Below are 21,643 nucleotides of genomic sequence, written 5' to 3'. Positions count from 1 at the left end.
TGAAATATTTGTGAACAAACTTATCATTAGTTTTAACCCGAAGAGGTTTAGCTCAAGTCTTGCGGCTCTATATCGAGTGACCAACGAACTTTTTTCGCGGCGGGTAACATATTAATTGCCGGCTTCGCACTCATTAATAGCTTCTGCATAAGTGAGCGAGTTTGGGTTTGTAAAATCAATTGCCAGCGAGATTTACCCGCTCGCTTCGCCAGTGGCGCAGGGGTTGGCCCTAACACCATGCAATATTGGTCAAACAGTGGGTGTGACTCCAGTGTATGACGTACCTGACGTAAGAACTCTTCCACTAAGCGCGTGTCGTTCGCTTCTGCTCTGAACAGCGTCATAAAGGTGTATGGTGGCAACATCGCTTGTTTACGCTCTGCTAAGGCCGTTTGAGCAAAGTGGTTATAGTCTTTGTGCAGCAATGCTTGCAGTAATCCGTGCTCTGGGTGATGCGTTTGTAAGATCACCTCACCAGGCTTACTCGCACGGCCTGCACGCCCTGCCACTTGAATAAATAGCTGAGCAAGGCGCTCTGAGGCTCGGAAGTCACTGCTGTATAAAGAGCCATCGACATCCAATAACGCCACGAGTGTCACGTCAGGGAAGTGGTGGCCTTTAGCTAACATCTGGGTGCCGATAAGAATCTGGTATTCACCTTTGCGAATCGATTCAAGCGCGCTCTCTAGGCTGCCTTTACGGCGAGTGCTGTCGCGGTCAATACGAATGGTTTTGTATTCCGGGAATAGCTGACCAAGTTGTGCTTCCAACTGTTCTGTACCCACACCAACCGTTACCAAGTTTGCTGAACCACAGCCTTGGCAGTTATGCACAATATGTTGCTGCGAGCCACAGTGGTGGCAGCGCATTTCATTGCTGTATTGGTGATAGGTGTAGTAGGCATCGCAGCGCTTACACTCGGCTGTCCAACCGCAATCGTGACACATTAATGCTGGAGAAAAGCCGCGGCGGTTGAGGAACAGCATTACCTGGTTACCTGATTTTAAGTGGCGTTGCATCTCGGCAATGAGTGACGCAGACAAACCACTTTCCAGATACTCGCCTTTCACATCCAACACTTTATTGGTGGTTGGCAACGCGACACCCGCACGTGAAGTCAGAGTCAGGTGACTGTACTTACCTATCTGCGCGTTGTGCAGTGTTTCAAAAGCTGGGGTTGCTGAGCCTAATACTACTGGAATCTGCGCTTTGTGCGCACGCATGATCGCCACATCTCTCGCATGATAGCGCAGGCTATCTTGTTGTTTGTAAGAGGCGTCGTGCTCTTCATCGACAATAATAATGCCCAAATCCGCAAACGGTGTGAACAAAGCCGAACGGGTACCAATCACAATGCCTGCAATCTTATCGCGAGCCGATAGCCAAGCGTTCAGTCGCTCTGAATCGTTTAAACCAGAGTGGATAACCTCTACAGGCACATTAAAGCGTCGCTTAAAGCGGTTAATGGTTTGCGGTGTTAGGCCGATCTCTGGCACTAGCACTAACGCTTGTTTACCTTGGTCAAGAATCGGCTTAATCATATTCAGGTAGACCTCGGTCTTACCTGAACCTGTGACACCTTCCAGAAGGAAGCAACCAAAGTCGTTTTGACTATTTACAGTTGCAATCGCGATGGCTTGCTCTTCATTGAGCTTAGGTTTGTCTTGGTCGTTTTCGAGCTCGGCAGGCCAAGGTTGGCGCTTCGGCTTTTTCTCAACCGATTCAATCCAGCCTTTTTCTTCTAGTGTTTTGAGTACGGCGCTAGCCACTTCTTCATCAATGAACTCTTGATGAGGTACGGGACCGTGCTCAAGCATGTGCATCACTTTGGCTTGCTTAACGGCGCGACCAAATCCTTGCATCAGTTGGTCGCGGCCTGATGGCGTTAGCTGCCATTCGACGAGTGTTGCGAAGTCTGCTGCTTTGCCTTTGCGTAAAGCACTCGGTAGCGCATTAGCAAAGGTTTCGCCAAGAGGGTATTGATAGAACTGACTGCACCAGGTTAATAGTGAGTAGACAGATTCAGGCCAAACAGGTTGGTTATCCAATAGCGCTTTTATTGGCTTGAGCTTATCTAACTCGAATTCTGATTCGTTAACTAGAGCCGTGACAATCCCAGTTAAGGTTTGTCGTCCAAAAGGCACAGAGACTCGACCACCAATAATCGGGAATAGGTGGTTTGGAATCTTGTAATCGAACTGCTTGTCGAGTGGAACAGGCAGCGCCACACGGGCAATCATTGGACGCATAAAGGGACGGCTTTATCTAAATTGACGAGAGCGAACAGTCTAAAGGATAAGGCGGTTAAATTCGAGAAGCAGTTTGAATGTGATGTGACAGAGAAGCGGGTGAGGTTGGGGCCAAGCCAAGAATCACAGTCAGCAAAGGAAATAATGCCGATATTGGCGAAAAATGTATCAAATCAGTTGATCCTACTTCACAGATTCATTACTATACTGCGCCTTAAAGGTATGGCTTCGTCGCGCTTTAGTGATGAGCGGTGTCTTTATTTCTTTTTTAAACTACGTGTGGTGTGCGGCTTAGAATCGTATAGCGACACGGCCTACTTGAGGTTATCCCATGAAAGCTGGAATCCACCCAGAATACAAAGCAGTTACTGCTACTTGTTCTTGCGGCAACACTTTTGAGTTCAACTCAACGCTAGCAAAAGAATCAATCCACCTAGACGTATGTGACAAATGTCACCCGTTCTACACTGGTAAGCAACGTATCGTAGATACAGGCGGCCGTGTTGATCGCTTCAACAAGCGTTTCGGTGCTCTTTCTAGCAAGAAGTAATTCTCGCTATTTAGACATAAAAAGGACACTTCGGTGTCCTTTTTTGTTGCCTGAAATCCGATAAAACACAGACTTTCACCTCAAGCTTTCACTCTCTTCAACAATAAGCCGCTTAACTGAATATTATCGGGTCATTCTTGGCTTATCGCTCACCACTGTAAATCCGCACGAAAGTTCAACAAGCGATAGTAATTTCAACTGCTCACTGGTCTTATTAGTAGTGAAATCTCGTTTTTTAATGAGACAGAGGCTTTTACCACCTAGGAACTTTGAAGTACATCCATTAACATGAACAAGATCCCCCAAATAATAATATCCTAGGAACCTACACCTATGTCTGAAGACAGCCGCCAAGATCAATCCTCTCAAGAATTATCACCTCAAGAACAATTCCGTCAGCAAGCTCTTGATTATCATGAGTTCCCAATTCCAGGCAAAATTGCCATTGAGCTGACGAAGCCTGCAAACTCTGCAGAAGACCTAGCACTTGCTTACAGCCCAGGCGTGGCTGAGCCAGTTCGTGAGATCGCACAGAACGTTGATAACGTTTATAAGTACACAGGTAAAGGCAACATGGTTGCAGTTATCTCTAACGGTACTGCGATTCTTGGCCTAGGTAATCTTGGTCCAATTGCTTCTAAACCAGTAATGGAAGGTAAAGCGCTACTGTTTAAGCGTTTCGCTGGTTTAGATTCTATCGATATTGAAGTAAAACACCGCACAATCGATGAGTTTGTCGATACAGTTGCGAACATCGCAGATACATTCGGCGGTATCAACCTAGAAGACATCAAAGCACCAGACTGTTTTGAGATTGAACGTCGCCTGATTGAGCGTTGTGATGTACCAGTATTCCACGATGACCAACACGGTACTGCGATCGTAACAGCAGCAGGTATGCTGAACGCGATCGAGCTTCAAGGTAAGAAGCTAGAAGAGTGTAAGATCGTTTGTTTAGGTGCTGGTGCAGCAGCGGTTGCGTGTATGGAGCTACTGATTAAGTGTGGCGCTCAGCGTGAGAAGATCTACATGCTTGACCGTAAAGGTGTGATCCACACTCGTCGTGATGATCTGAACGAATACAAAGAGCTATTCGCAAACAACACAGATAAGCGTACGCTTGAAGATGTTATCGAAGGTGCTGACCTATTCTTGGGCGTATCGGGTCCTAACCTGCTTCCAGCTGAAGCACTAACATTAATGGCTGATAAGCCAGTTGTGTTTGCATGTTCAAACCCAGATCCAGAGATCAAGCCAGAGCTTGCTCACGAAGTTCGTTCTGACCTTATTATGGGTACAGGCCGCAGTGATTACCCTAACCAAGTAAACAACGTACTTTGTTTCCCATTCATTTTCCGTGGTGCACTTGATGTGCGTGCAAGCGAAATCAATGACGAAATGAAGCTAGCAGCGGTTAAAGCGATTCGTGAACTAGCGAAAGAAGAAGTGCCAGCGGAAGTATTAAAAGCAGCGGGTGAGACGTCACTTGAGTTCGGCAAGGGTTACATCATTCCTAAGCCAATGGACCCACGTCTACTTCCTCGCGTAGCGAAAGCAGTAGCAGAAGCGGCCGTTGAATCTGGCGTTGCGCGTATCGAGATGCCTGCTAACTATATGGCATAGCAGCATATGGCGTAGTCGCTTGTTATAGCGGTTGCTCCATAGAGCACAAATAATAAAAAACCGACTCATCTGGAGTCGGTTTTTTTTATGTCTCTTATTCACAGAATACTGATAAGACGAATCAGTAATGTGAACATTCAGCTAAAGCGAATCAATATTGAAGGCAGTGACTGAGTTATTGTTATTCTTCGTCAAACGCTTCGAACTCGATGCCCATCTCTGTCATCAGTTTTTTCACTTCAGCAGGAATATCATCTGGGCGGTCTTTACGAAGGTCTTCATCTGTTGGCAGTGGTTGGCCTGTGTACGCATGTAGAAAAGCTTCACACAGTAGCTCACTGTTTGTTGCATGGCGCAGGTTGTTGATCTGGCGGCGAGTACGCTCGTCAGTAAGCACTTTTAGCACTTTTAAAGGGATAGAAACTGTAATCTTCTTTACTTGTTCGCTTTTCTTTCCATGCTCAGCATATGGGCTTATGTATTCACCATTCCAGTCGGCCATTGCGTACCTTCATCACTTTAGTTGTTAGATTAAATTAATAGTGGTGATTTTAGCGGGATTTACCGCCATAAGCAAAGACATATAGACGTCTAGAAGTGTTGACGTCTCACGTTTATGAAAGTAAAGTGAATAACATATATCTAACACAGCCGCAAAATGCCGACAAGCAGCTGTGACTCTCAGACGCAAAACTTGTAAGGAAGCACCTATGAGCAGCCGGAAGCCAGCAACAATCGCAGTACGTACTGGTATCGAGTCAGACACGCAACACCATGCCGTTGTCCCACCTATTTATCTTTCGACTAACTATGGTTTTCCCGCTTTTGGTGAAGTGCCAAAGTACGATTACACCCGTTCAGGTAACCCAAACCGCGGTTTATTAGAAACGGCACTGTTTGAGCTTGAATCGGGCAAAGGTGCAGTGGTTACTAACTGCGGTACTTCTGCACTTAACTTATGGGTTTCCGCTTTCTTAGGCAGTGATGATCTGATTGTCGCACCACACGACTGCTATGGTGGTACTTACCGTCTGTTTAACACTCGCTCACTAAAAGGTGACTTCAAAGTTCTGTTTGTTGATCAATCGGATCAAGCGGCACTGGATGCGGCGATCGCGCTTAAGCCAAAGTTGATCTTAATTGAAACACCATCGAATCCTTTAGTTCGTGTAGTTGATATTGCAGAAACTTGCCGTAAAGCGAAAGAGGTTGGTGCTCTGGTTGCTGTCGACAATACATTTTTGACACCAGTGTTCCAAAAGCCTTTAGAGCTGGGTGCGGATTTTGTTATCCACTCAACTACTAAATATATCAACGGACATTCAGATGTGATTGGTGGTGTGGTGATCACTAAAACAGAAGAGCACGCTGAAGAGCTAGCATGGTGGGGTAACTGTATTGGTGCGACCGGCACACCATTTGATAGCTACATGACACTACGTGGCATTCGTACGTTAGGTGCTCGTATGCGAGTTCACGAAGAGAGTTCACGTGAAATTCTAGCGTCTCTGCAGCAGCAAGATCTCGTTGGTACTATTTACCACCCAAGCCTTCCTGAACACCCAGGTCATGATATCGCGAAGAAGCAGCAGTCTGGCTTTGGTTCAATGCTGAGTTTTGAGTTTGCGGGCTCATTCGAGGCGCTTAAGTACTTTGTCGATAAGTTAGAGCTGTTCTCTTTGGCGGAGTCGCTGGGCGGTGTTGAAAGCTTGATTTGTCACCCTGCGTCGATGACGCACCGTGCGATGGGTGAAGAAGCACTGGCAGAAGCGGGTGTTTCTCAACAGTTGCTGCGTCTTTCTGTTGGCCTTGAAGATGCTGAAGACTTGATTGATGACCTCAAGCAAGCGTTTGAAAAAACACAAGGCTTTATCGCTGAAGGGGAGGGGTAACAATGGCAACCTTTCGCCAGCTACATAAATTTGGTGGTAGCAGTTTAGCAGACCCTGAGTGTTACTTACGCGTGGTCAACATTCTTAGAGACTATTCATCAGCAACAGACTTAGTGGTTGTTTCGGCAGCAGGCAAAACCACTAACCGTTTGATTGAGTTTGTAGAAGCGCTTGATAAAGATGGGCGTATTGCTCATGAGTGCCTACAAACCCTTCGCCAGTTCCAGCTTGAACTGATTGAAGCACTGCTTGAAGGTGAGCCTGCAGAGCAACTTACGGCGACTATCCAACAAGAATTTACCGCTTTGGGCGAGCTAACGGCTCCTCTAAGCGAAGCACAAAAAGCGCAAGTCCTAGGTCACGGTGAAGTTTGGTCTTCACGTCTGTTGGCTGCTTTGTTGTGCCAACATGATTTACAAGCTGTCGCACAAGATGCTCGTGCTTTCTTACGTGCAGAAGTGGGCGCTCAGCCTGAAGTGGATCGTGCTCGTTCTTATCCTCTGATTAAAGAAGCGTTAGCGCAACATGCCCATTGTCGTGTGGTGATTACCGGCTTTATGGCGCAAAACACTGAAGGTGAAACCGTATTACTTGGTCGCAATGGTTCAGACTATTCAGCAACCGTGATTGGCGCTTTAGCTGAAGTGGATCGCGTAACGATTTGGAGTGATGTAGCAGGTGTATACAGTGCTGACCCTCGCTTGGTGTCGGATGCGTGTTTACTGCCTCTACTTCGTCTTGATGAAGCAAGTGAACTCGCTCGTCTTGCCGCACCTGTGCTTCATAGCCGCACACTACAGCCAGTCGCGCAAAGTGCGATGGATCTGAGCTTGCGTTGCAGCTATCAGCCAGAATCTGGTTCGACTCAGATTGAGCGTGTTCTGGCATCGGGTCGCGGTGCAAAAATTATTACCTCTCTGGATGAAGTGCTGATTGTGCAACTGACGTTTGGTCACGGGCACGATTTCGACCGTCTAGAAAGTGAGGTGCTTGAAGGGCTTAAGCGTGCTCAACTAGAGCCGCTGGCTTATGAGCTAGAACCAGATCAACACTGCTTGCGTCTCGCGTATACAGAAGAGATCGCTGGCGGCGCTCTAGAGTACCTGCAAGATCACGCGATTGAAGCTGAGATTAAGCTGAAAGAGGGCTTCTCTCTTATTGCTGCTGTAGGTGCGGGCGTAACGAAGAACCCGAACCATTGCTACGGTTTTTATCAGCAGCTAAAGAGTTCATCGGTTGAGTTTATCTCTGAAGCGAACTCAGGCCTGAGTTTAGTGGCAGTGATTCGTAAGAGTGAAACATCGAGCCTAGTGAAGGGCATTCACTCTCAACTATTCCAAGCGCAGAAGCGTGTTGCGATCGCCTTGTGTGGCAAGGGTAACATTGGTTCAAGCTGGTTAAGCCTGTTTGCTGAGCAAAAGGCTGAGCTCGAAAAGCGTCGCGGAATGAACTTTGAATTGGTTGCTGTGGTTGATAGCCAAACCTATTGGTTCGACGACCAAGGTATTGATGCAACCTCTGTCGGTGAGCGCTTTGATGATGAGGCGATTGCTAACAATGGAAACGACTGGCTGGAGCGTTTAGGCTCTATTCAGGGCTACGACGAAGCTGTGGTTTTGGATGTTACTGCCAGCCAAGCTCTTGCAGAAAAGTATCTACAGATCGCTCAGCAAGGTATTCATCTGATCTCAGCGAACAAGGTCGCTGGCTCAGCATCAAGTGAGTATTACCATCAGGTACAAGATGCATTTGCTAAAATCAGCCGCCATTGGTTGTACAACGCGACCGTTGGTGCGGGCTTACCTATTAACCACACGGTACGTGACTTACGTGAAAGTGGCGACGATATTATTGCGCTGTCGGGTATCTTCTCAGGCACTTTGTCTTGGTTGTTCCAGCAGTTTGATGGCACGGTGCCGTTCAGCGAGCTGGTGGATTTAGCATGGCAACAAGGCCTGACAGAACCAGATCCTCGTGCTGATCTCGATGGTTCAGACGTGATGCGTAAGTTGGTGATTCTGGCTCGTGAGTCGGGCTTAGATATTGAACCTGAAAACGTAAAAGTCGAATCACTGGTTCCTGAAGAGCTGCAAGACCTATCGGTGGATGACTTCTTTGACAAAGCTTCTGTGCTGAGTGAAGAGCTAGCGGAGCGTTTGGAGAAAGCACATTCGCAACAAAAGGTGCTACGTTACGTCGCGCGTTTAGAGAAGAACGGTAAAGCAACGGTAGGTGTTGAAGCGTTATCGAAAGAGCACGCTTTGGCGAACTTGCTGCCTTGCGACAATATCTTTGCGATTGAGAGTAAATGGTACAAAGATAACCCATTGGTTATTCGTGGCCCAGGTGCTGGACGTGAAGTAACGGCTGGTGCAATTCAGTCTGATTTGAACCGAATGTCGAGCTTGTTCTAATACTCAGATCATTTGCTACGACACGTAAATAGCATACTATTCACTAAGATAGATAAGGCTGAAAGCACGATGTGTTTCTCAGCCTTTTTTCTTCCTTATTTCTGCTTTGCGACCCATCTAACGACTTGAGTTTTACTCACGTTCTACTTGAGAAAAATTCATAATGGATCTGTTGACATTAAATCGTATTCAATACATTCTGTGGACATATAGACGTCTAAACGTCGTTTGAGGATTTGAGATTTTAGTGGTTGCTTTTGCCACAGGGAGAGTAAGATGGGATACACACACGCTAGTCATATCGACGCTTTAAATCAGAATATCGCTGAGCTTTCTGACAACATCAATGTGTCATTTGAGTTTTTTCCACCAAGCAGTGAAAAGATGGAAGAGACCCTGTGGAATTCTGTTCACCGTCTTAAAACGCTTCAACCAAAATTTGTATCAGTGACCTACGGTGCAAACTCGGGTGAGCGTGACCGTACCCACTCAATCATTAAAGAGATCAAAAACCAAACAGGTCTAGTAGCGGCTCCGCACCTAACGTGTATTGATGCGAGCCGTGAAGAGCTAATCCAAATTGCTGACGATTACTGGGCAAATGGTATTGAGAGCATCGTTGCGCTGCGTGGTGATATTCCCCCAGGCGGTGGTGCACCAGAAATGTACGCATCTGACCTCGTTGAGCTACTCAAATCTCGTCACGACTTTGATATTTCAGTGGCGGCATTCCCAGAGGTTCACCCTGAAGCGAAAAGCGCTCAATCAGATCTTATCAACCTAAAACGTAAAGTGGATGCCGGTGCAAATCGTGCCATCACTCAGTTCTTCTTTGATGTAGAGAGCTATCTACGTTTCCGTGACCGCTGTGTAGCGGCTGGCGTTGATGTTGAGATTGTACCGGGTATCTTACCAGTTTCTAACTTTAAGCAAGCGTCTCGCTTTGCTGCGATGAATAACGTAAAAGTACCAGGCTGGATGGCGAAGCAATTTGAAGGCTTGGATGATGATCCAACGACTCGTCAGCTTGTTGGTGCTAGCCAAGCGATTGATATGGTTCGTACACTGAGCCGTGAAGGTGTGAAAGACTTCCACTTCTACACGCTAAACCGTGCAGAAATGACTTACGCACTTTGCCACACGTTAGGTGTTCGTCCGCAAGTTGCTGCGCTTTAAGTAAAGCTTAAGCTCCTGTAAAGCATCGCTGTTTAATTCAAATCCTACAGATACAAAAAAGGCTTGGACTCTAAGAGTTCAAGCCTTTTATTTTTCTATCAGCTTCTAGCTTCTAGCTTCTGCTTAAGCGATAGCACCAAGCTCAAGCAGTACTTCTTCAGCCCATACAATCCATGCTTCACGGATAAGTAGGTTACGACGAAGCGTTAGACGCTCAAGACGAGCTTGCTTGTCTAGCGTTGCTGGTGTTGCGTAGTAAGCCGCTTCGATTTCACGGTAATGAGAAACCAATTTGCGAGATTCTTCTACAAGTTCAGAAAGTTGTACACGGTACGCGTCAGAAGGTTGTACAGCACAAGCCATTAGCTTAGCTGAGAATTCGTCACGAACCGTTGGGTGTGCAGTCGGCTGTTCAAACCATTCACCCAGAGCACTACGGCCAGCATCGGTGATAGAGTAAACTTTACGATCAGGTTTGCCTTCTTGAGGTTCAAGCACGCAAGTTACCTGTTCGTTCTGAGCCATTTTATTTAGCTCACGGTAAACTTGTTGATGGCTAGCTTTCCAGAAGTAACCGATGCTTGCAGAGAATTCTTTTGTGATATCGTAACCAGTAGCGTCGCGTGTACTTAGAACGGTTAAAATTACGTGTGGTAATGACATGTCTGAAATCCAAATGGTAAACAGTAAACAAATACTTAAACATCAAGTGTGCTTCTAGTGGCACGTTATATTGGTTATGTTTAAGTTGTACCAACTCATGGGTTGGTTATGTCACCTTACAAAGCCGTTTATCACCTAGGTCGACCAGTTTATTGGTCAAAGTACTGCAGATTATGATTTTTGAGTGTTTCCGCAGTGGAGCAGTAGTATATCTAAATAATAAGCATAAAGTAGAATACATGGATAAAATAACCCAAAAAACTGATAAAAAACTCATCATGGTCATTTTGTTGAAATAAAAAGGTCGCACGAGGCGACCTTTTGTCTATCTTGTAGTAGAAATCACTAATTAACCGGTGTTTCGCATGCCTGCAGCAATGCCTGCAATAGTCACCATTAGCGCCTCTTCTAACTCAGCTGGTGGTGTTTCGCACTTACGAGTACGGTACAGCAGCTCAGCTTGAAGCATGTTCAATGGCTCTACGTAGATGTTACGTAGGCGAATCGACTCAAGCCCCCAAGGGTCGCTCTGCATTAGGTTCTCGTTGTTCTCAACATTTAGTACGGCTTTGATATCTTTTTGTAGCTGTTCACGCAGCAATTCACCTAACGGTAATAGCTCTTCGTCAACAAGACGTTGGTCGTAGTACTTAGCGATTTCCATGTTGCACTTCGAGTACACCATTTCCAACATACCTAGACGGGTAGAGAAGAACGGCCATTCACGACACATCTCTTCCAGTAGGGCTTGATGCCCTTGGTCTACTGAGTATTGAATCGCTTCACCAGCGCCTAGCCATGCCGGAAGTACCAAACGGTTTTGGCTCCAAGAGAAGATCCATGGGATTGCACGTAGGCTTTCTACGCCGCCGTTCGGGTTACGCTTAGCAGGGCGAGAACCAAGAGGCAGTTTGCCTAGCTCCAGTTCAGGTGTCGCTTGACGGAAGTAAGGAACAAATTTCTCTTCGCCACGAACCACGTTACGGTAAGCCTCACAAGAGACTTGAGACAGCACTTCCATTAGGTCACGCCACTCTTGTTTAGGTTCTGGTGGCGGCAGAAGGTTCGCTTCTAGAATCGCACTTGCGTATAGGTTGAAACTGTTTACTGCAACATCTGGCAAGCCAAGCTTAAAGCGGATCATTTCGCCTTGCTCAGTTACACGTAAGCCGCCTTTCAAGCTCTTAGGTGGCTGAGAAAGAAGGGCTGCGTGCGCCGGAGCACCACCACGACCAACCGTACCGCCACGACCGTGGAATAGAGTCAGTTCAATGCCTTCTTCGTCGCAAACCTTAACCAACTTGTCCATTGCGTCGTACTGAGCCCAACCTGCAGACATTACGCCAGCATCTTTCGCTGAGTCAGAGTATCCAATCATCACCATTTGATGGTTTTGGATAAAGCCACGGTACAAGTCGATGCTCATTAGCTGTTTCATTACGGCTTCTGAGTTGTTCAAGTCGTCTAGCGTTTCGAACAGTGGACACACGTCCATGCGGTATGGGCAGCCACATTCTTGCAGTAGCAAGTGAACAGCCAGTACATCTGATGCTGTGCGAGCCATTGAAATCACGTAAGCACCGAAGGCTTCACGAGGTTGAGCAGCAATGACCTTACAGGTGTCTAAAACCTCTTTAACCTGTTCAGATGGCTCCCAATCGCGAGGAAGCAGCGGGCGCTTAGAGCTCAATTCATTGGTTAAGAAAGCAATCTTGTCTTGCTCGCTCCATTGGTCATAATCGCCAATGCCTAAGTAGCGAGTCAGTTCAGACAGCACATCTGAGTGACGGGTACTTTCTTGACGAACATCGAGACGTACTAGGTGCACACCGAATGCTTTTAAGCGGCGCAGGGTATCCAGTAGGGAGCCATCCGCGATTACGCCCATGCCACATTCGTGCAGCGATTGGTAACAGGCGTAAAGCGGTGTCCAAAGTTGGTCGATGTTCTGTAGTGTTTCTTTCTTCGGAACCTCGGTGTCATGCAGTTTTGCATCCAGCACTTCTAGCGTGTTGTTCAGTAGAGTGCGTAGGTTCTTCAGGATTGCACGGTAAGCTTCGTGCTCATCACCGGCTAGTTCACGAACCGCATCATTACACTTAGTCATCGACAGTTCGGTAATCAGCTCATTAACATCGCCTAGGTAAAGGTCTGCCGCTTTCCAGCGAGATAGGCGCAGAACCTCTTTGGTAATAGTGTGCGTTACGAATGGGTTACCATCGCGGTCACCGCCCATCCAAGATGAGAAGTGAACTGGACGTGCATCAATCGGCAGGCCTTCACCAAGGTAGCCTTTAAGTCGACCATCCATTTCACGTAGGAAATCAGGCACGGCTTCCCATAGCGAGTTTTCTACAACCGCAAAGCCCCATTTCGCTTCATCGAGTGGCGTAGGGCGTTGCTGACGAATCACATCAGAGTGCCAACCTTGAGCGATAAGTTGCTCTAGGCGACGCTCGGTTTTCACGCGCTCTTTGTGTGATAGGTCGCTTAATTCTAATTTAGACAGACACTCGTTGATCTTCACCAGCTTGTTGATCATGGTGCGACGAGTGATTTCTGTTGGGTGTGCAGTCAAAACGAGCTCAATGTTCAGGTCGCGAACAGCTTGAGCTGCATCTAGCTTGCTGATGTCGTTTTGGTTTAATTTGGAAAATAGAGATTGCAGCACGTCTGGTTCGCAAACATGCTCCTCACAGTGGCGAGAGATGGTGTGGTATTGCTCTGCCATGTTGGTGAGGTTGAGAAATTGGTTAAATGCACGAGCAACAGGAGTGAGTTGTTCGTTCGGCAGGTTTTTGATTTCTTCAACTAGGCTGTCACGGTCAGCTTTGTTGCCTGCGCGGGCGGATTTGGAAAGTTTACGGATAGTTTCCACTTTCTCTAAGATAACGTCACCATGTGCATCTTGGATTGTGTTACCTAGCAAGCGTCCCAGCATGCTTACGTTACTCTTGAGAGCGGCGTATTTCTCGTTCATTGTCATCCTGCCTCGTAAAAAAATTACATCCATTGTTCCTTGTTAAGTACACAATCTAGCGAAAACTGCTGTATCTAGTCAAATAAAGCATTCTAAGTTTGCAATTATTAGTTTTCGAAATGCGGGAGAAGTAAATTTTCCAAGACTTCGGAATAAAGTGAAATTTAATTACAAGATCAGGCTTTGGCAGGGATAACAGAATAAAAGCCACCTTTTAGGGCAGCTTTTATAAAAAAGTATCGCAAGGGTGGCAATAACTAGAAACAATATTTACGAATAGATTTACTCAGTACGTCAATCGTTGGGTCGATAAAATCAAAGCTTAAGAATTCATCCGGTTGGTGAGCTTGGTCAATTGAGCCCGGACCCAGAACTAAGGTTGGGCAAAGTTCTTGAAGGAAAGGTGCTTCGGTACAGTAGTTCACGGTTTGTGATTCAGTTTCGCAAACGGATTCCATGCCGCCGATAAATGGGTGGTCGTGCTGACACTCGTAACCTGGGATAGGTTCGTGCAGTGGCGTAATCTCAATTCTGCCCGGCCACTTCGCTTCCACTTCTTTGAGTGCGCTGCGCAGCATGTTATCTAAACCGTCTAAGCTGATACCCGGTAAAGGGCGCACGTCGTAGTGCAGTTCACAACAACCACAAATACGGTTAGCGCTGTCACCACCATGAATATGACCTAGGTTTAGTGTCGGGCTTGGAATAGCGAACCCTGGGTGGTGGTACTCTTTAATTAATTTGTCGCGCAGCTGCATCAAAGCAAACAGCACTTCATGCATGATTTCGATAGCGTTAACGCCTAATGCTGGATCTGAAGAGTGACCTGATTTACCGGTTACGCGCACTGCATTCGCCACGTGGCCTTTGTGCCCGCGAATCGGTACTAGGCTGGTCGGTTCACCAATGATGCAGTAATCCGGTTTAAACGGTGCGTTTTCAGTGAAATGACGCGCACCTAGCATGGTGGTCTCTTCATCACAGGTTGCCAATACATAAAGTGGCTTCGCCTGTTTACTCCAATCCATCTTTCTTACTGCTTCATAGATAAAGGCGAAAAAGCCTTTCATGTCGGCAGTACCTAATCCGTAGAAGCGATTGTTGTGTTCTGTCAGTGCGTGAGGGTCGAAATTCCAACGCCCTTCATCAAATGGCACGGTATCACTATGTCCAGCCAGCAATAAGCCGCCTTCGCCTGAGCCCATTTTTGCGATCATATTATGCTTGCCAGGCTCAACTTCCACGACTTCTACGCTAAAGCCCAGATCTTTAAACCATTGAGCCATTTTTTCGATCACTTTCTCGTTGCCATGATCCCAGCTTGGATCCGTAGAACTAATAGAGTCGGTGGAAATTAGGCCTTTATAGACCTCAAGGAAACTCGGTAATTGCATAATATCTTCACTTCTACTATTGACAGGAAAACTATAAGTCGGTAAAACACATATTAAATCATATTTAATGCATAAGAAATCAAATAAAGCTAAAAATTAAGTATGAATAGTCAAATTTTGAAATGTAACTTACCTCAGAAATGGATGTGTTGAGATGTTGAAAACCACGATCATTGGCGCAAGCGGCTACACAGGAGCAGAACTGGCTCTAATGATAAACAGACACCCTGAGCTCACGCTATCAGGTTTGTATGTCTCAGCCAATAGTGTAGACGCAGGTAAACCTATTGCAGCACTGCACGGTAAGTTAGCGGGCTTGATTGATATGCCAGTACAGCCATTAACGAATCCAGAAGAAGTGGCAAAGCAGTCTGATGTGATTTTCCTAGCGACAGCACATGAAGTGAGTCATGACCTAGCTCCTATCTTTCTAGAGAATGATTGCCAAGTATTCGACCTATCAGGTGCTTTTAGAGTTAAAGGCGAAAACTTCTACCAAGAGTTTTACGGCTTTGAACACCAACATGAACAGTGGCTAGATAAAGCGGCTTACGGTTTAGCGGAATGGAATGAGCAAGAGATTAAAGAAGCTCAGCTTGTTGCAGTCGCAGGTTGTTACCCAACGGCATCACAACTGGCGATTAAGCCTTTAGTTGAAGCTAAGTTACTGGACGAGAACCAGTGGCCTGTGATTAACGCGACCAGCGGGGTTACTGGAGCGGGTCGTAAGGCGACCATGGTCAACAGCTTCTGCGAAGTGAGCCTGCAAGCTTATGGTGTATTTAACCACCGTCATCAACCTGAAATGGCAGCACATTTAGGATGTGATGTGATTTTCACTCCGCACCTAGGCAATTTTAAGCGCGGCATTTTAGCGACCATTACTATGAAGCTGGCTCAGGGCGTGACAGAACAACAGGTACAAGATGCCTTTGAACAAGCTTACCAAGGCAAGCCAGCCGTAAGGTTACTCGAAGAGACATTGCCAAGAATTCAAGATGTAGAACAGACACCTTTCTGCGATTTAGGTTGGAAGGTTCAAGGTCAACACATCATCGTTGTTTCAGCGATTGATAACTTATTAAAGGGTGCATCTAGCCAAGCGATGCAGTGTTTAAATTTACGTTATGGTTTTGCGCCATTAACTGCGTTAGTGTAAGGAAATCTAGATATGAGCCTTAATAATCAACCATTAATCATAAAGTTAGGTGGCGCTGCGCTATCTTGTGGTGAAACACTTAGCAAGTTATTTGGTGCGATCTCTGCTTACCAACAACAAGCACAACGACCAATCGTGATTGTTCACGGCGGCGGCTACCTTGTTGATGACTTGATGAATAAGTTGAACCTCGAAACCGTTAAGAAAGAAGGGCTACGTGTTACTCCTTATGATCAGATCCCAGTGATCGCTGGTGCATTAGCGGGCACAGCCAACAAACTACTTCAAGGTCAGGCGATTAAAGACGGTATCAATGCCGTTGGTTTGAGCCTTGCAGATGGTGGTTTATGCAAAGTGAGCGAACTGAGCCCTGAACTGGGCGCGGTAGGAAAAGCGGAGCCGGGCGACTCAACCGTTCTGCAAGCGATTCTTAATGCGGGCGCACTGCCAATTATTAGTTCAATTGGTCTTACTGAGCAAGGACAACTGATGAATGTGAATGCAGACCAAGCAGCAGTAGCCGTTGCTGGTGCACTTGATGCTGAGCTGGTACTGCTTTCTGATGTAAGTGGCGTACTAGATGGCAAAGGTCACCTAATTCCAAGCCTTAACCAGCAGCAAGCTGATGAGCTTATCGAAGGGAAAGTGATTACTGACGGCATGATCGTGAAGGTTCAAGCCGCACTAGAAGCTGCTAACGACCTTGGACGACCAATCGAAGTCGCTACGTGGCGATACCCAGAAAAGCTAACACAACTGTTTTCAGGTAAAAGCATAGGAACACAGTTTTTACCTCAGTAGGCCTCACTGCGAGTCACTACTTAAAGAATTTAGACAAATTAAATAAACATATAATTATGAAGTCATTTCCAACGCTGACCGCCATGTGCAGTATGGAAACTAGGAGAAAGAAAATGAGCAAAGTTAACGTAAAGAAAGTTGTAGTAGCCTACTCTGGCGGTCTAGACACATCAGTAATCATCCCATGGTTGAAAGAGAACTATGACTGTGAAGTAGTGGCGTTTGTCGCGGATGTTGGCCAAGGTGCTGAAGAACTAGAAGGCATTGAAGAGAAAGCAAAAGCTTCAGGTGCTTCTGAGTGTTACATCGCGGACCTTAAAGAAGAGATGGTTGCTGATTACATCTTCCCAACGCTAAAAACCGGTGCTTACTACGAAGGCAAATACCTACTAGGTACTTCAATGGCTCGTCCAATCATTGCTAAGGCACAGGTTGAAGTTGCGCGTAAAGTAGGTGCAGACGCACTGTGTCACGGTTGTACGGGTAAAGGTAATGACCAAGTTCGTTTTGAAGGTGCATTCGCTGCACTAGCACCAGACCTACACGTAATTGCACCATGGCGTGAATGGGATCTAGTGAGCCGTGAGGAATGTCTGGATTACCTAGCTGAGCGTAACATCCCTTGTACTGCTTCTCTGACTAAGATCTACTCGCGTGATGCAAACGCATGGCACATCTCTACAGAAGGTGGCGTACTAGAAGATACATGGAACGCGCCAAACGAAGATTGCTGGGCTTGGACGGTAGACCCTGAGCAAGCGCCAAACGAATCTGAAACAGTGACGCTTAAAGTAGAAAAGGGCGAAGTGGTTGCCGTTGACGGTGAAACAATGACGCCATACAACGCACTGGTTTACCTGAACGAGAAGGGTGCTAAGCACGGTGTTGGTCGTATCGATATCGTAGAGAACCGTCTTGTTGGTATGAAGTCGCGTGGTTGTTACGAAACTCCGGGTGGTACTATCATGATGGAAGCACTGCGTGCAGTAGAGCAACTAGTTCTTGATAAAGCGGCATTCGAATTCCGTGAAGAGCTAGGCGTTAAAGCTTCTCACCTTGTATACGATGGCCGTTGGTTCACTCCACTATGTAAGTCAATTCTTGCTGCGACAGAAGAGCTAGCGCAAGACGTTAACGGTGAGGTAGTTGTTAAGCTTTACAAAGGCCACGCAACGGTAACTCAGAAGCGTTCTGACAACAGCCTATACTCAGAAGAGTTTGCAACCTTTGGTGAAGATGAAGTTTACGACCAAAGCCATGCTGAAGGCTTCATCCGTCTTTACTCGCTATCAAGCCGTATCCGTGCTCTAAATAGTCAAAAGTAATACTAACAATGAGTTAGTGAGCTAGCCTTCACTGAAATATTGAAGGCCAGTAAACAGACATGATTATGCAAAGCCCACTCACTATTGATTAGTGAGTGGGCTTTTTACTTTCTAATCGCCTAATAAATCAGCTTCGGTTTTTACTATGGGATGGCATATAATTCGCGCTCTACGCTGTAAAGAATCAATGGATGAATCTTTTGGTGAATAAATATGTGAAAAAAATGAATTAATACTTTATTTTCATTTTGAATTGCCGTAAGTTTAAACCATCAGAAAAATACTGAATCTTAATCAGAATTATCATTTGCAAAAACAGTGAGCACTGTGCAATTAGGAGATACACAATGGCATTATGGGGCGGTAGATTTACCCAAGCAGCAGACACCCGGTTTAAAGATTTTAACGATTCTCTTCGTTTTGATTACCGATTGGCTGAGCAAGACATTGTGGGCTCAATTGCCTGGTCTAAAGCTCTACTGTCGGTCAACGTATTAACAGAAGAAGAGCAGCAGAAGCTTGAGTTAGCGCTGAATGAGCTAAAACTTGAGGTGATGGAAGATCCTGAACAGATTCTACGTTCTGATGCAGAAGACATTCACAGCTGGGTTGAGCAACAACTTATCGGTAAAGTCGGTGATTTGGGTAAAAAGCTTCATACTGGCCGTTCTCGTAATGACCAAGTGGCGACAGACCTGAAACTGTGGTGTCGTCAGCAAGGTAACCAACTGCTGCTAGCGCTTGATCGCCTGCAGAGCCAAATGGTTAATGTTGCTTCTCAGCATCAAGGTACTGTGCTTCCTGGCTACACTCACTTACAACGTGCTCAGCCAGTAACGTTTGCTCACTGGTGTTTGGCTTACGTTGAAATGTTTGAGCGTGATTACTCGCGTTTGAATGATGCAATTAAGCGTCTAGATACATGTCCGCTGGGTTCTGGTGCCCTTGCTGGAACCGCTTACCCGATGGACCGTGAAGAGTTAGCTCACAACTTAGGTTTCCGTCGTGCAACGCGCAACTCTCTAGATTCAGTATCTGACCGTGATCATGTGATGGAGCTGATGTCTATCGCTTCTATCTCTATGCTTCACCTTTCGCGTCTTGCGGAAGATATGATTTTCTACAACTCTGGTGAATCAAACTTCATCGAGTTAGCGGATACCGTGACATCAGGTTCATCTCTGATGCCACAGAAGAAAAACCCGGATGCGCTAGAGCTTATTCGTGGTAAAACAGGCCGTGTATACGGTTCACTTGCTGGCATGATGATGACAGTGAAAGCACTGCCTTTGGCTTACAACAAAGACATGCAAGAAGATAAAGAAGGTCTGTTCGACGCTTTAGATACTTGGAATGACTGTATGGAAATGGCGGCACTCTGTTTTGACGGCATCAAAGTGAACGGCGAGCGTACACTTGAAGCGGCGAAGCAGGGTTATGCGAACTCTACGGAACTGGCCGATTACCTTGTAGCGAAAGGCATTCCTTTCCGTGAAGCTCACCATATCGTAGGCGTAACCGTCGTTGCGGCGATCGCGAAAGGCTGCGCTCTAGAAGAGTTAACCATTGCAGAGATGAAAGAGTTCTCTGAGGTGATAGAAGAAGATGTGTACGACATCCTGACCATTGAATCGTGTCTTGAAAAACGTAGTGCGCTAGGTGGTGTATCACCGAAGCAAGTGGCTTACGCGGTGGACCAAGCTGAGAAGCGTTTGGCGCAGCGTGATACCTCTATCGTTAAGGTTCGTCCTGCTCGTTTGACTGACATTGAAGCGTTGGAAGGCATGGTCGCTTACTGGGCTAACATGGGTGAAAATCTACCTCGTTCTCGTAATGAACTGGTGCGTGATATTGGCTCATTCGCCGTCGCAGAACATCATGGTGAAGTGACCGGTTGTGCATCGCTCTATGTGTATGACTCTGGCTTAGCGGAAATACGTTCACTGGGCGTTGAAGCTGGTTGGCAAGGTCAAGGGCAGGGAACCGCTATTGTTCAGCACTTGGTTGAGAAAGCACGCCAAATGGCCATCAAGAAAGTGTTTGTGCTGACTCGTACTCCAGAGTTCTTCATGAAGCATGATTTCTTACCAACATCGAAATCTCTGCTACCTGAGAAGGTACTGAAAGATTGCGACCAGTGTCCTCGTCAACATGCGTGTGATGAAGTGGCTTTGGAAGTGAACTTGGTCGAGCAGATTATTGCTAAGGTGAATGTTGCATAAGGCATTGATTTTATGGTCCCTAAAAAAAAGATCAAAAATCCGATCTTTTTTGGGAACAAACTAAGAAAAGCCCGGTCTATTAAAGTACCACTGCTTTTTCTTAGAATTTTCTAAGAAAGCCCCAAAACCGATTGGTTTTGGGGCTTTTTTCTATCTGCCGTTTGGCGAAAGGTAAGAGCTCGATAATTGAACTTAGTATCTAACTATTGTCGCCTATCCAACAAACACTTCTGCTAACGCTTTTTGTTCCTTAAAGGCAGCACCACAAACTTCATTATCCAATGCAGCGACAATAAGCCACTAAACGCGAAAGCCGCCATTATCAAAGCGATGGCGTTGATGGTTTTCGGATCTTCCCGGAAAAACAGCCACCATACTCCCCAACTCAATATCGACAACACAGTGAGCTGATTCATACAACGTTGGCAGCGACCGAGTTTGTTGAAGATTTTTTCATTTTTATTGCAATGAAGACATGTCATCTTGGGCTTGATTCGCGTTATGCTTGTTGCCCTGATAATACCACGTCACAAGATATTGGATCACGGTGACATAGAGAGAGAAGATCGATGATTGAGCGCCAAGAAACCAAGCAACGCATGAGCCGTATTGTTAAACACAACGGTACTATCTACCTATGTGGCCAAGTTTGTGCGGATGCAACAAAAGGCATTACAGAGCAAACACAGACGATGCTAGATAAAGTAGAAGCGTTACTTGAGCAAGCAGGCAGCGACAAAGAGCACATGCTGTCAGCAACCATTTACTTGAAAGACATGAAAGACTTCCAAGAAATGAACGCGGTATGGGATGCATGGGTTCCAGAAGGTCATGCTCCTGCTCGCGCATGTGTGACTGGCGACATGGCTCGTGAAGCACTACTAGTTGAGATCTCTGTGATTGCAGCTGAGAAGTAATTCTCTCGCATTTAGCTATAAGTAACGGTTTTAAGAGATTCCAGATACTTCGTCCCTCAGTTCTGGAATGACGGATTAAGTTTAGGTTTAGTTGCTTAACTAAACCAACGTCATTCCCGATAGTGACGAAGGAGCGTAGTCGGGAATCTCTGTTTATGTTTGATAAGAGACTCCAGATACTTCGTCCCTCAGTTCTGGAATGACGGATTAAGTTTGGACTTAGTTGCTTAACTAAATCAACGTCATTCCCGATAGTGACGAAGGAGCGTAGTCGGGAA

Annotated in this window: 16 protein-coding genes; 10 read left to right on the top strand and 6 right to left on the bottom strand. The window is 46.2% G+C overall.

Features of this window, described 5'->3' with window-relative positions:
* Positions 1 to 47: 47 nt before the first annotated feature.
* On the bottom strand, positions 48 to 2,249 hold the full coding sequence (priA, locus tag F0232_RS19215) for a primosomal protein N' (RefSeq protein WP_105057658.1): 2,202 nt from the start codon (positions 2,247 to 2,249) through the stop codon (positions 48 to 50).
* 331 nt (positions 2,250 to 2,580) lie between these two features.
* On the opposite strand from priA, the gene rpmE reads away from it, so the two are divergent.
* Positions 2,581 to 2,799 carry a 50S ribosomal protein L31 gene (rpmE, locus tag F0232_RS19210; RefSeq protein WP_004737142.1) on the top strand — a complete coding sequence of 73 codons (219 nt, stop codon included), beginning with the start codon at positions 2,581 to 2,583 and terminating at the stop codon, positions 2,797 to 2,799.
* A 333-nt stretch (positions 2,800 to 3,132) separates the two neighbouring features.
* The gene (locus tag F0232_RS19205) at positions 3,133 to 4,422 is read left to right on the top strand and encodes a malic enzyme-like NAD(P)-binding protein (RefSeq protein ID WP_008219668.1); all 1,290 of its coding nucleotides are present in this window, start codon (positions 3,133 to 3,135) and stop codon (positions 4,420 to 4,422) included.
* Between the two features lie 181 nt (positions 4,423 to 4,603).
* Here F0232_RS19205 and metJ read toward each other — a convergent pair whose 3' ends face one another.
* On the bottom strand, positions 4,604 to 4,924 hold the full coding sequence (metJ, locus tag F0232_RS19200; protein ID WP_004415993.1) for a met regulon transcriptional regulator MetJ: 321 nt from the start codon (positions 4,922 to 4,924) through the stop codon (positions 4,604 to 4,606).
* A gap of 208 nt (positions 4,925 to 5,132) precedes the next feature.
* Between metJ and F0232_RS19195 the strand changes: the two genes are divergently transcribed.
* The 3 genes from F0232_RS19195 to metF all read left to right on the top strand — a co-directional run bounded on the left by F0232_RS19195 (position 5,133) and on the right by metF (position 9,904).
* Positions 5,133 to 6,314, top strand: a complete 1,182-nt coding sequence (locus tag F0232_RS19195; RefSeq protein ID WP_061033612.1) for an O-succinylhomoserine (thiol)-lyase — start codon at positions 5,133 to 5,135, stop codon at positions 6,312 to 6,314.
* A gap of 2 nt (positions 6,315 to 6,316) precedes the next feature.
* On the top strand, positions 6,317 to 8,728 hold the full coding sequence (locus F0232_RS19190; protein WP_105057657.1) for a bifunctional aspartate kinase/homoserine dehydrogenase II: 2,412 nt from the start codon (positions 6,317 to 6,319) through the stop codon (positions 8,726 to 8,728).
* 276 nt (positions 8,729 to 9,004) lie between these two features.
* The gene (metF, locus tag F0232_RS19185; RefSeq protein WP_004737146.1) at positions 9,005 to 9,904 is read left to right on the top strand and encodes a methylenetetrahydrofolate reductase; all 900 of its coding nucleotides are present in this window, start codon (positions 9,005 to 9,007) and stop codon (positions 9,902 to 9,904) included.
* Positions 9,905 to 10,027: 123 nt separating this feature from the next.
* On the opposite strand, the gene F0232_RS19180 is transcribed toward metF, so the two are convergent.
* The 3 genes from F0232_RS19180 to argE form a co-directional block, all read right to left on the bottom strand.
* The gene (locus tag F0232_RS19180; RefSeq protein WP_008219678.1) at positions 10,028 to 10,567 is read right to left on the bottom strand and encodes a PadR family transcriptional regulator; all 540 of its coding nucleotides are present in this window, start codon (positions 10,565 to 10,567) and stop codon (positions 10,028 to 10,030) included.
* Positions 10,568 to 10,916: 349 nt separating this feature from the next.
* A complete protein-coding gene (gene ppc, locus F0232_RS19175) occupies positions 10,917 to 13,553 on the bottom strand; it encodes a phosphoenolpyruvate carboxylase (protein ID WP_171731011.1) in 2,637 nt (878 codons plus the stop codon).
* Positions 13,554 to 13,804: 251 nt separating this feature from the next.
* Positions 13,805 to 14,941, bottom strand: coding sequence for an acetylornithine deacetylase (gene argE, locus F0232_RS19170; RefSeq protein WP_102426332.1), 1,137 nt, complete (start codon positions 14,939 to 14,941; stop codon positions 13,805 to 13,807).
* A 154-nt stretch (positions 14,942 to 15,095) separates the two neighbouring features.
* Here argE and argC point away from each other — a divergent pair, with 154 nt between their 5' ends.
* The 4 genes from argC (at position 15,096) to argH (ending at position 20,448) form a co-directional block, all read left to right on the top strand.
* Entirely contained in the window at positions 15,096 to 16,100 is a 1,005-nt protein-coding gene (gene argC / locus F0232_RS19165; RefSeq protein ID WP_105057656.1) for an N-acetyl-gamma-glutamyl-phosphate reductase, read from the top strand.
* A 12-nt stretch (positions 16,101 to 16,112) separates the two neighbouring features.
* Entirely contained in the window at positions 16,113 to 16,901 is a 789-nt protein-coding gene (gene argB / locus F0232_RS19160) for an acetylglutamate kinase (RefSeq protein WP_105057655.1), read from the top strand.
* A 113-nt stretch (positions 16,902 to 17,014) separates the two neighbouring features.
* A complete protein-coding gene (locus F0232_RS19155; RefSeq protein ID WP_063522850.1) occupies positions 17,015 to 18,226 on the top strand; it encodes an argininosuccinate synthase in 1,212 nt (403 codons plus the stop codon).
* A gap of 347 nt (positions 18,227 to 18,573) precedes the next feature.
* A complete protein-coding gene (argH, locus tag F0232_RS19150) occupies positions 18,574 to 20,448 on the top strand; it encodes an argininosuccinate lyase (protein ID WP_004737153.1) in 1,875 nt (624 codons plus the stop codon).
* A gap of 233 nt (positions 20,449 to 20,681) precedes the next feature.
* On the opposite strand, the gene F0232_RS19145 is transcribed toward argH, so the two are convergent.
* On the bottom strand, positions 20,682 to 20,930 hold the full coding sequence (locus tag F0232_RS19145; protein WP_105057654.1) for a DUF3624 domain-containing protein: 249 nt from the start codon (positions 20,928 to 20,930) through the stop codon (positions 20,682 to 20,684).
* Between the two features lie 87 nt (positions 20,931 to 21,017).
* Between F0232_RS19145 and F0232_RS19140 the strand changes: the two genes are divergently transcribed.
* Positions 21,018 to 21,365: a RidA family protein gene (locus F0232_RS19140; protein ID WP_004737155.1), complete on the top strand. Its 348-nt coding sequence runs from the start codon at positions 21,018 to 21,020 to the stop codon at positions 21,363 to 21,365.
* The last annotated feature ends 278 nt before the right edge of the window (positions 21,366 to 21,643 follow it).

The organism is Vibrio sp. T3Y01 (assembly GCF_013114525.1).
In the GTDB taxonomy this organism is placed as follows: Bacteria; Pseudomonadota; Gammaproteobacteria; order Enterobacterales; family Vibrionaceae; genus Vibrio; species Vibrio chagasii_B.
Note: the sequence above shows the minus strand (reverse complement) of the source record. Positions and strands in the feature narration are given on the sequence as shown.

Coding starts and splice junctions, on each gene's coding strand:
- priA (WP_105057658.1), bottom strand. CDS start 2,249: ATGCGTCCAATGATTGCCCGTGTGGCGCTGCCTGTTCCACTCGACAAG.
- rpmE (WP_004737142.1), top strand. CDS start 2,581: ATGAAAGCTGGAATCCACCCAGAATACAAAGCAGTTACTGCTACTTGT.
- F0232_RS19205 (WP_008219668.1), top strand. CDS start 3,133: ATGTCTGAAGACAGCCGCCAAGATCAATCCTCTCAAGAATTATCACCT.
- metJ (WP_004415993.1), bottom strand. CDS start 4,924: ATGGCCGACTGGAATGGTGAATACATAAGCCCATATGCTGAGCATGGA.
- F0232_RS19195 (WP_061033612.1), top strand. CDS start 5,133: ATGAGCAGCCGGAAGCCAGCAACAATCGCAGTACGTACTGGTATCGAG.
- F0232_RS19190 (WP_105057657.1), top strand. CDS start 6,317: ATGGCAACCTTTCGCCAGCTACATAAATTTGGTGGTAGCAGTTTAGCA.
- metF (WP_004737146.1), top strand. CDS start 9,005: ATGGGATACACACACGCTAGTCATATCGACGCTTTAAATCAGAATATC.
- F0232_RS19180 (WP_008219678.1), bottom strand. CDS start 10,567: ATGTCATTACCACACGTAATTTTAACCGTTCTAAGTACACGCGACGCT.
- ppc (WP_171731011.1), bottom strand. CDS start 13,553: ATGACAATGAACGAGAAATACGCCGCTCTCAAGAGTAACGTAAGCATG.
- argE (WP_102426332.1), bottom strand. CDS start 14,941: ATGCAATTACCGAGTTTCCTTGAGGTCTATAAAGGCCTAATTTCCACC.
- argC (WP_105057656.1), top strand. CDS start 15,096: ATGTTGAAAACCACGATCATTGGCGCAAGCGGCTACACAGGAGCAGAA.
- argB (WP_105057655.1), top strand. CDS start 16,113: ATGAGCCTTAATAATCAACCATTAATCATAAAGTTAGGTGGCGCTGCG.
- F0232_RS19155 (WP_063522850.1), top strand. CDS start 17,015: ATGAGCAAAGTTAACGTAAAGAAAGTTGTAGTAGCCTACTCTGGCGGT.
- argH (WP_004737153.1), top strand. CDS start 18,574: ATGGCATTATGGGGCGGTAGATTTACCCAAGCAGCAGACACCCGGTTT.
- F0232_RS19145 (WP_105057654.1), bottom strand. CDS start 20,930: ATGACATGTCTTCATTGCAATAAAAATGAAAAAATCTTCAACAAACTC.
- F0232_RS19140 (WP_004737155.1), top strand. CDS start 21,018: ATGATTGAGCGCCAAGAAACCAAGCAACGCATGAGCCGTATTGTTAAA.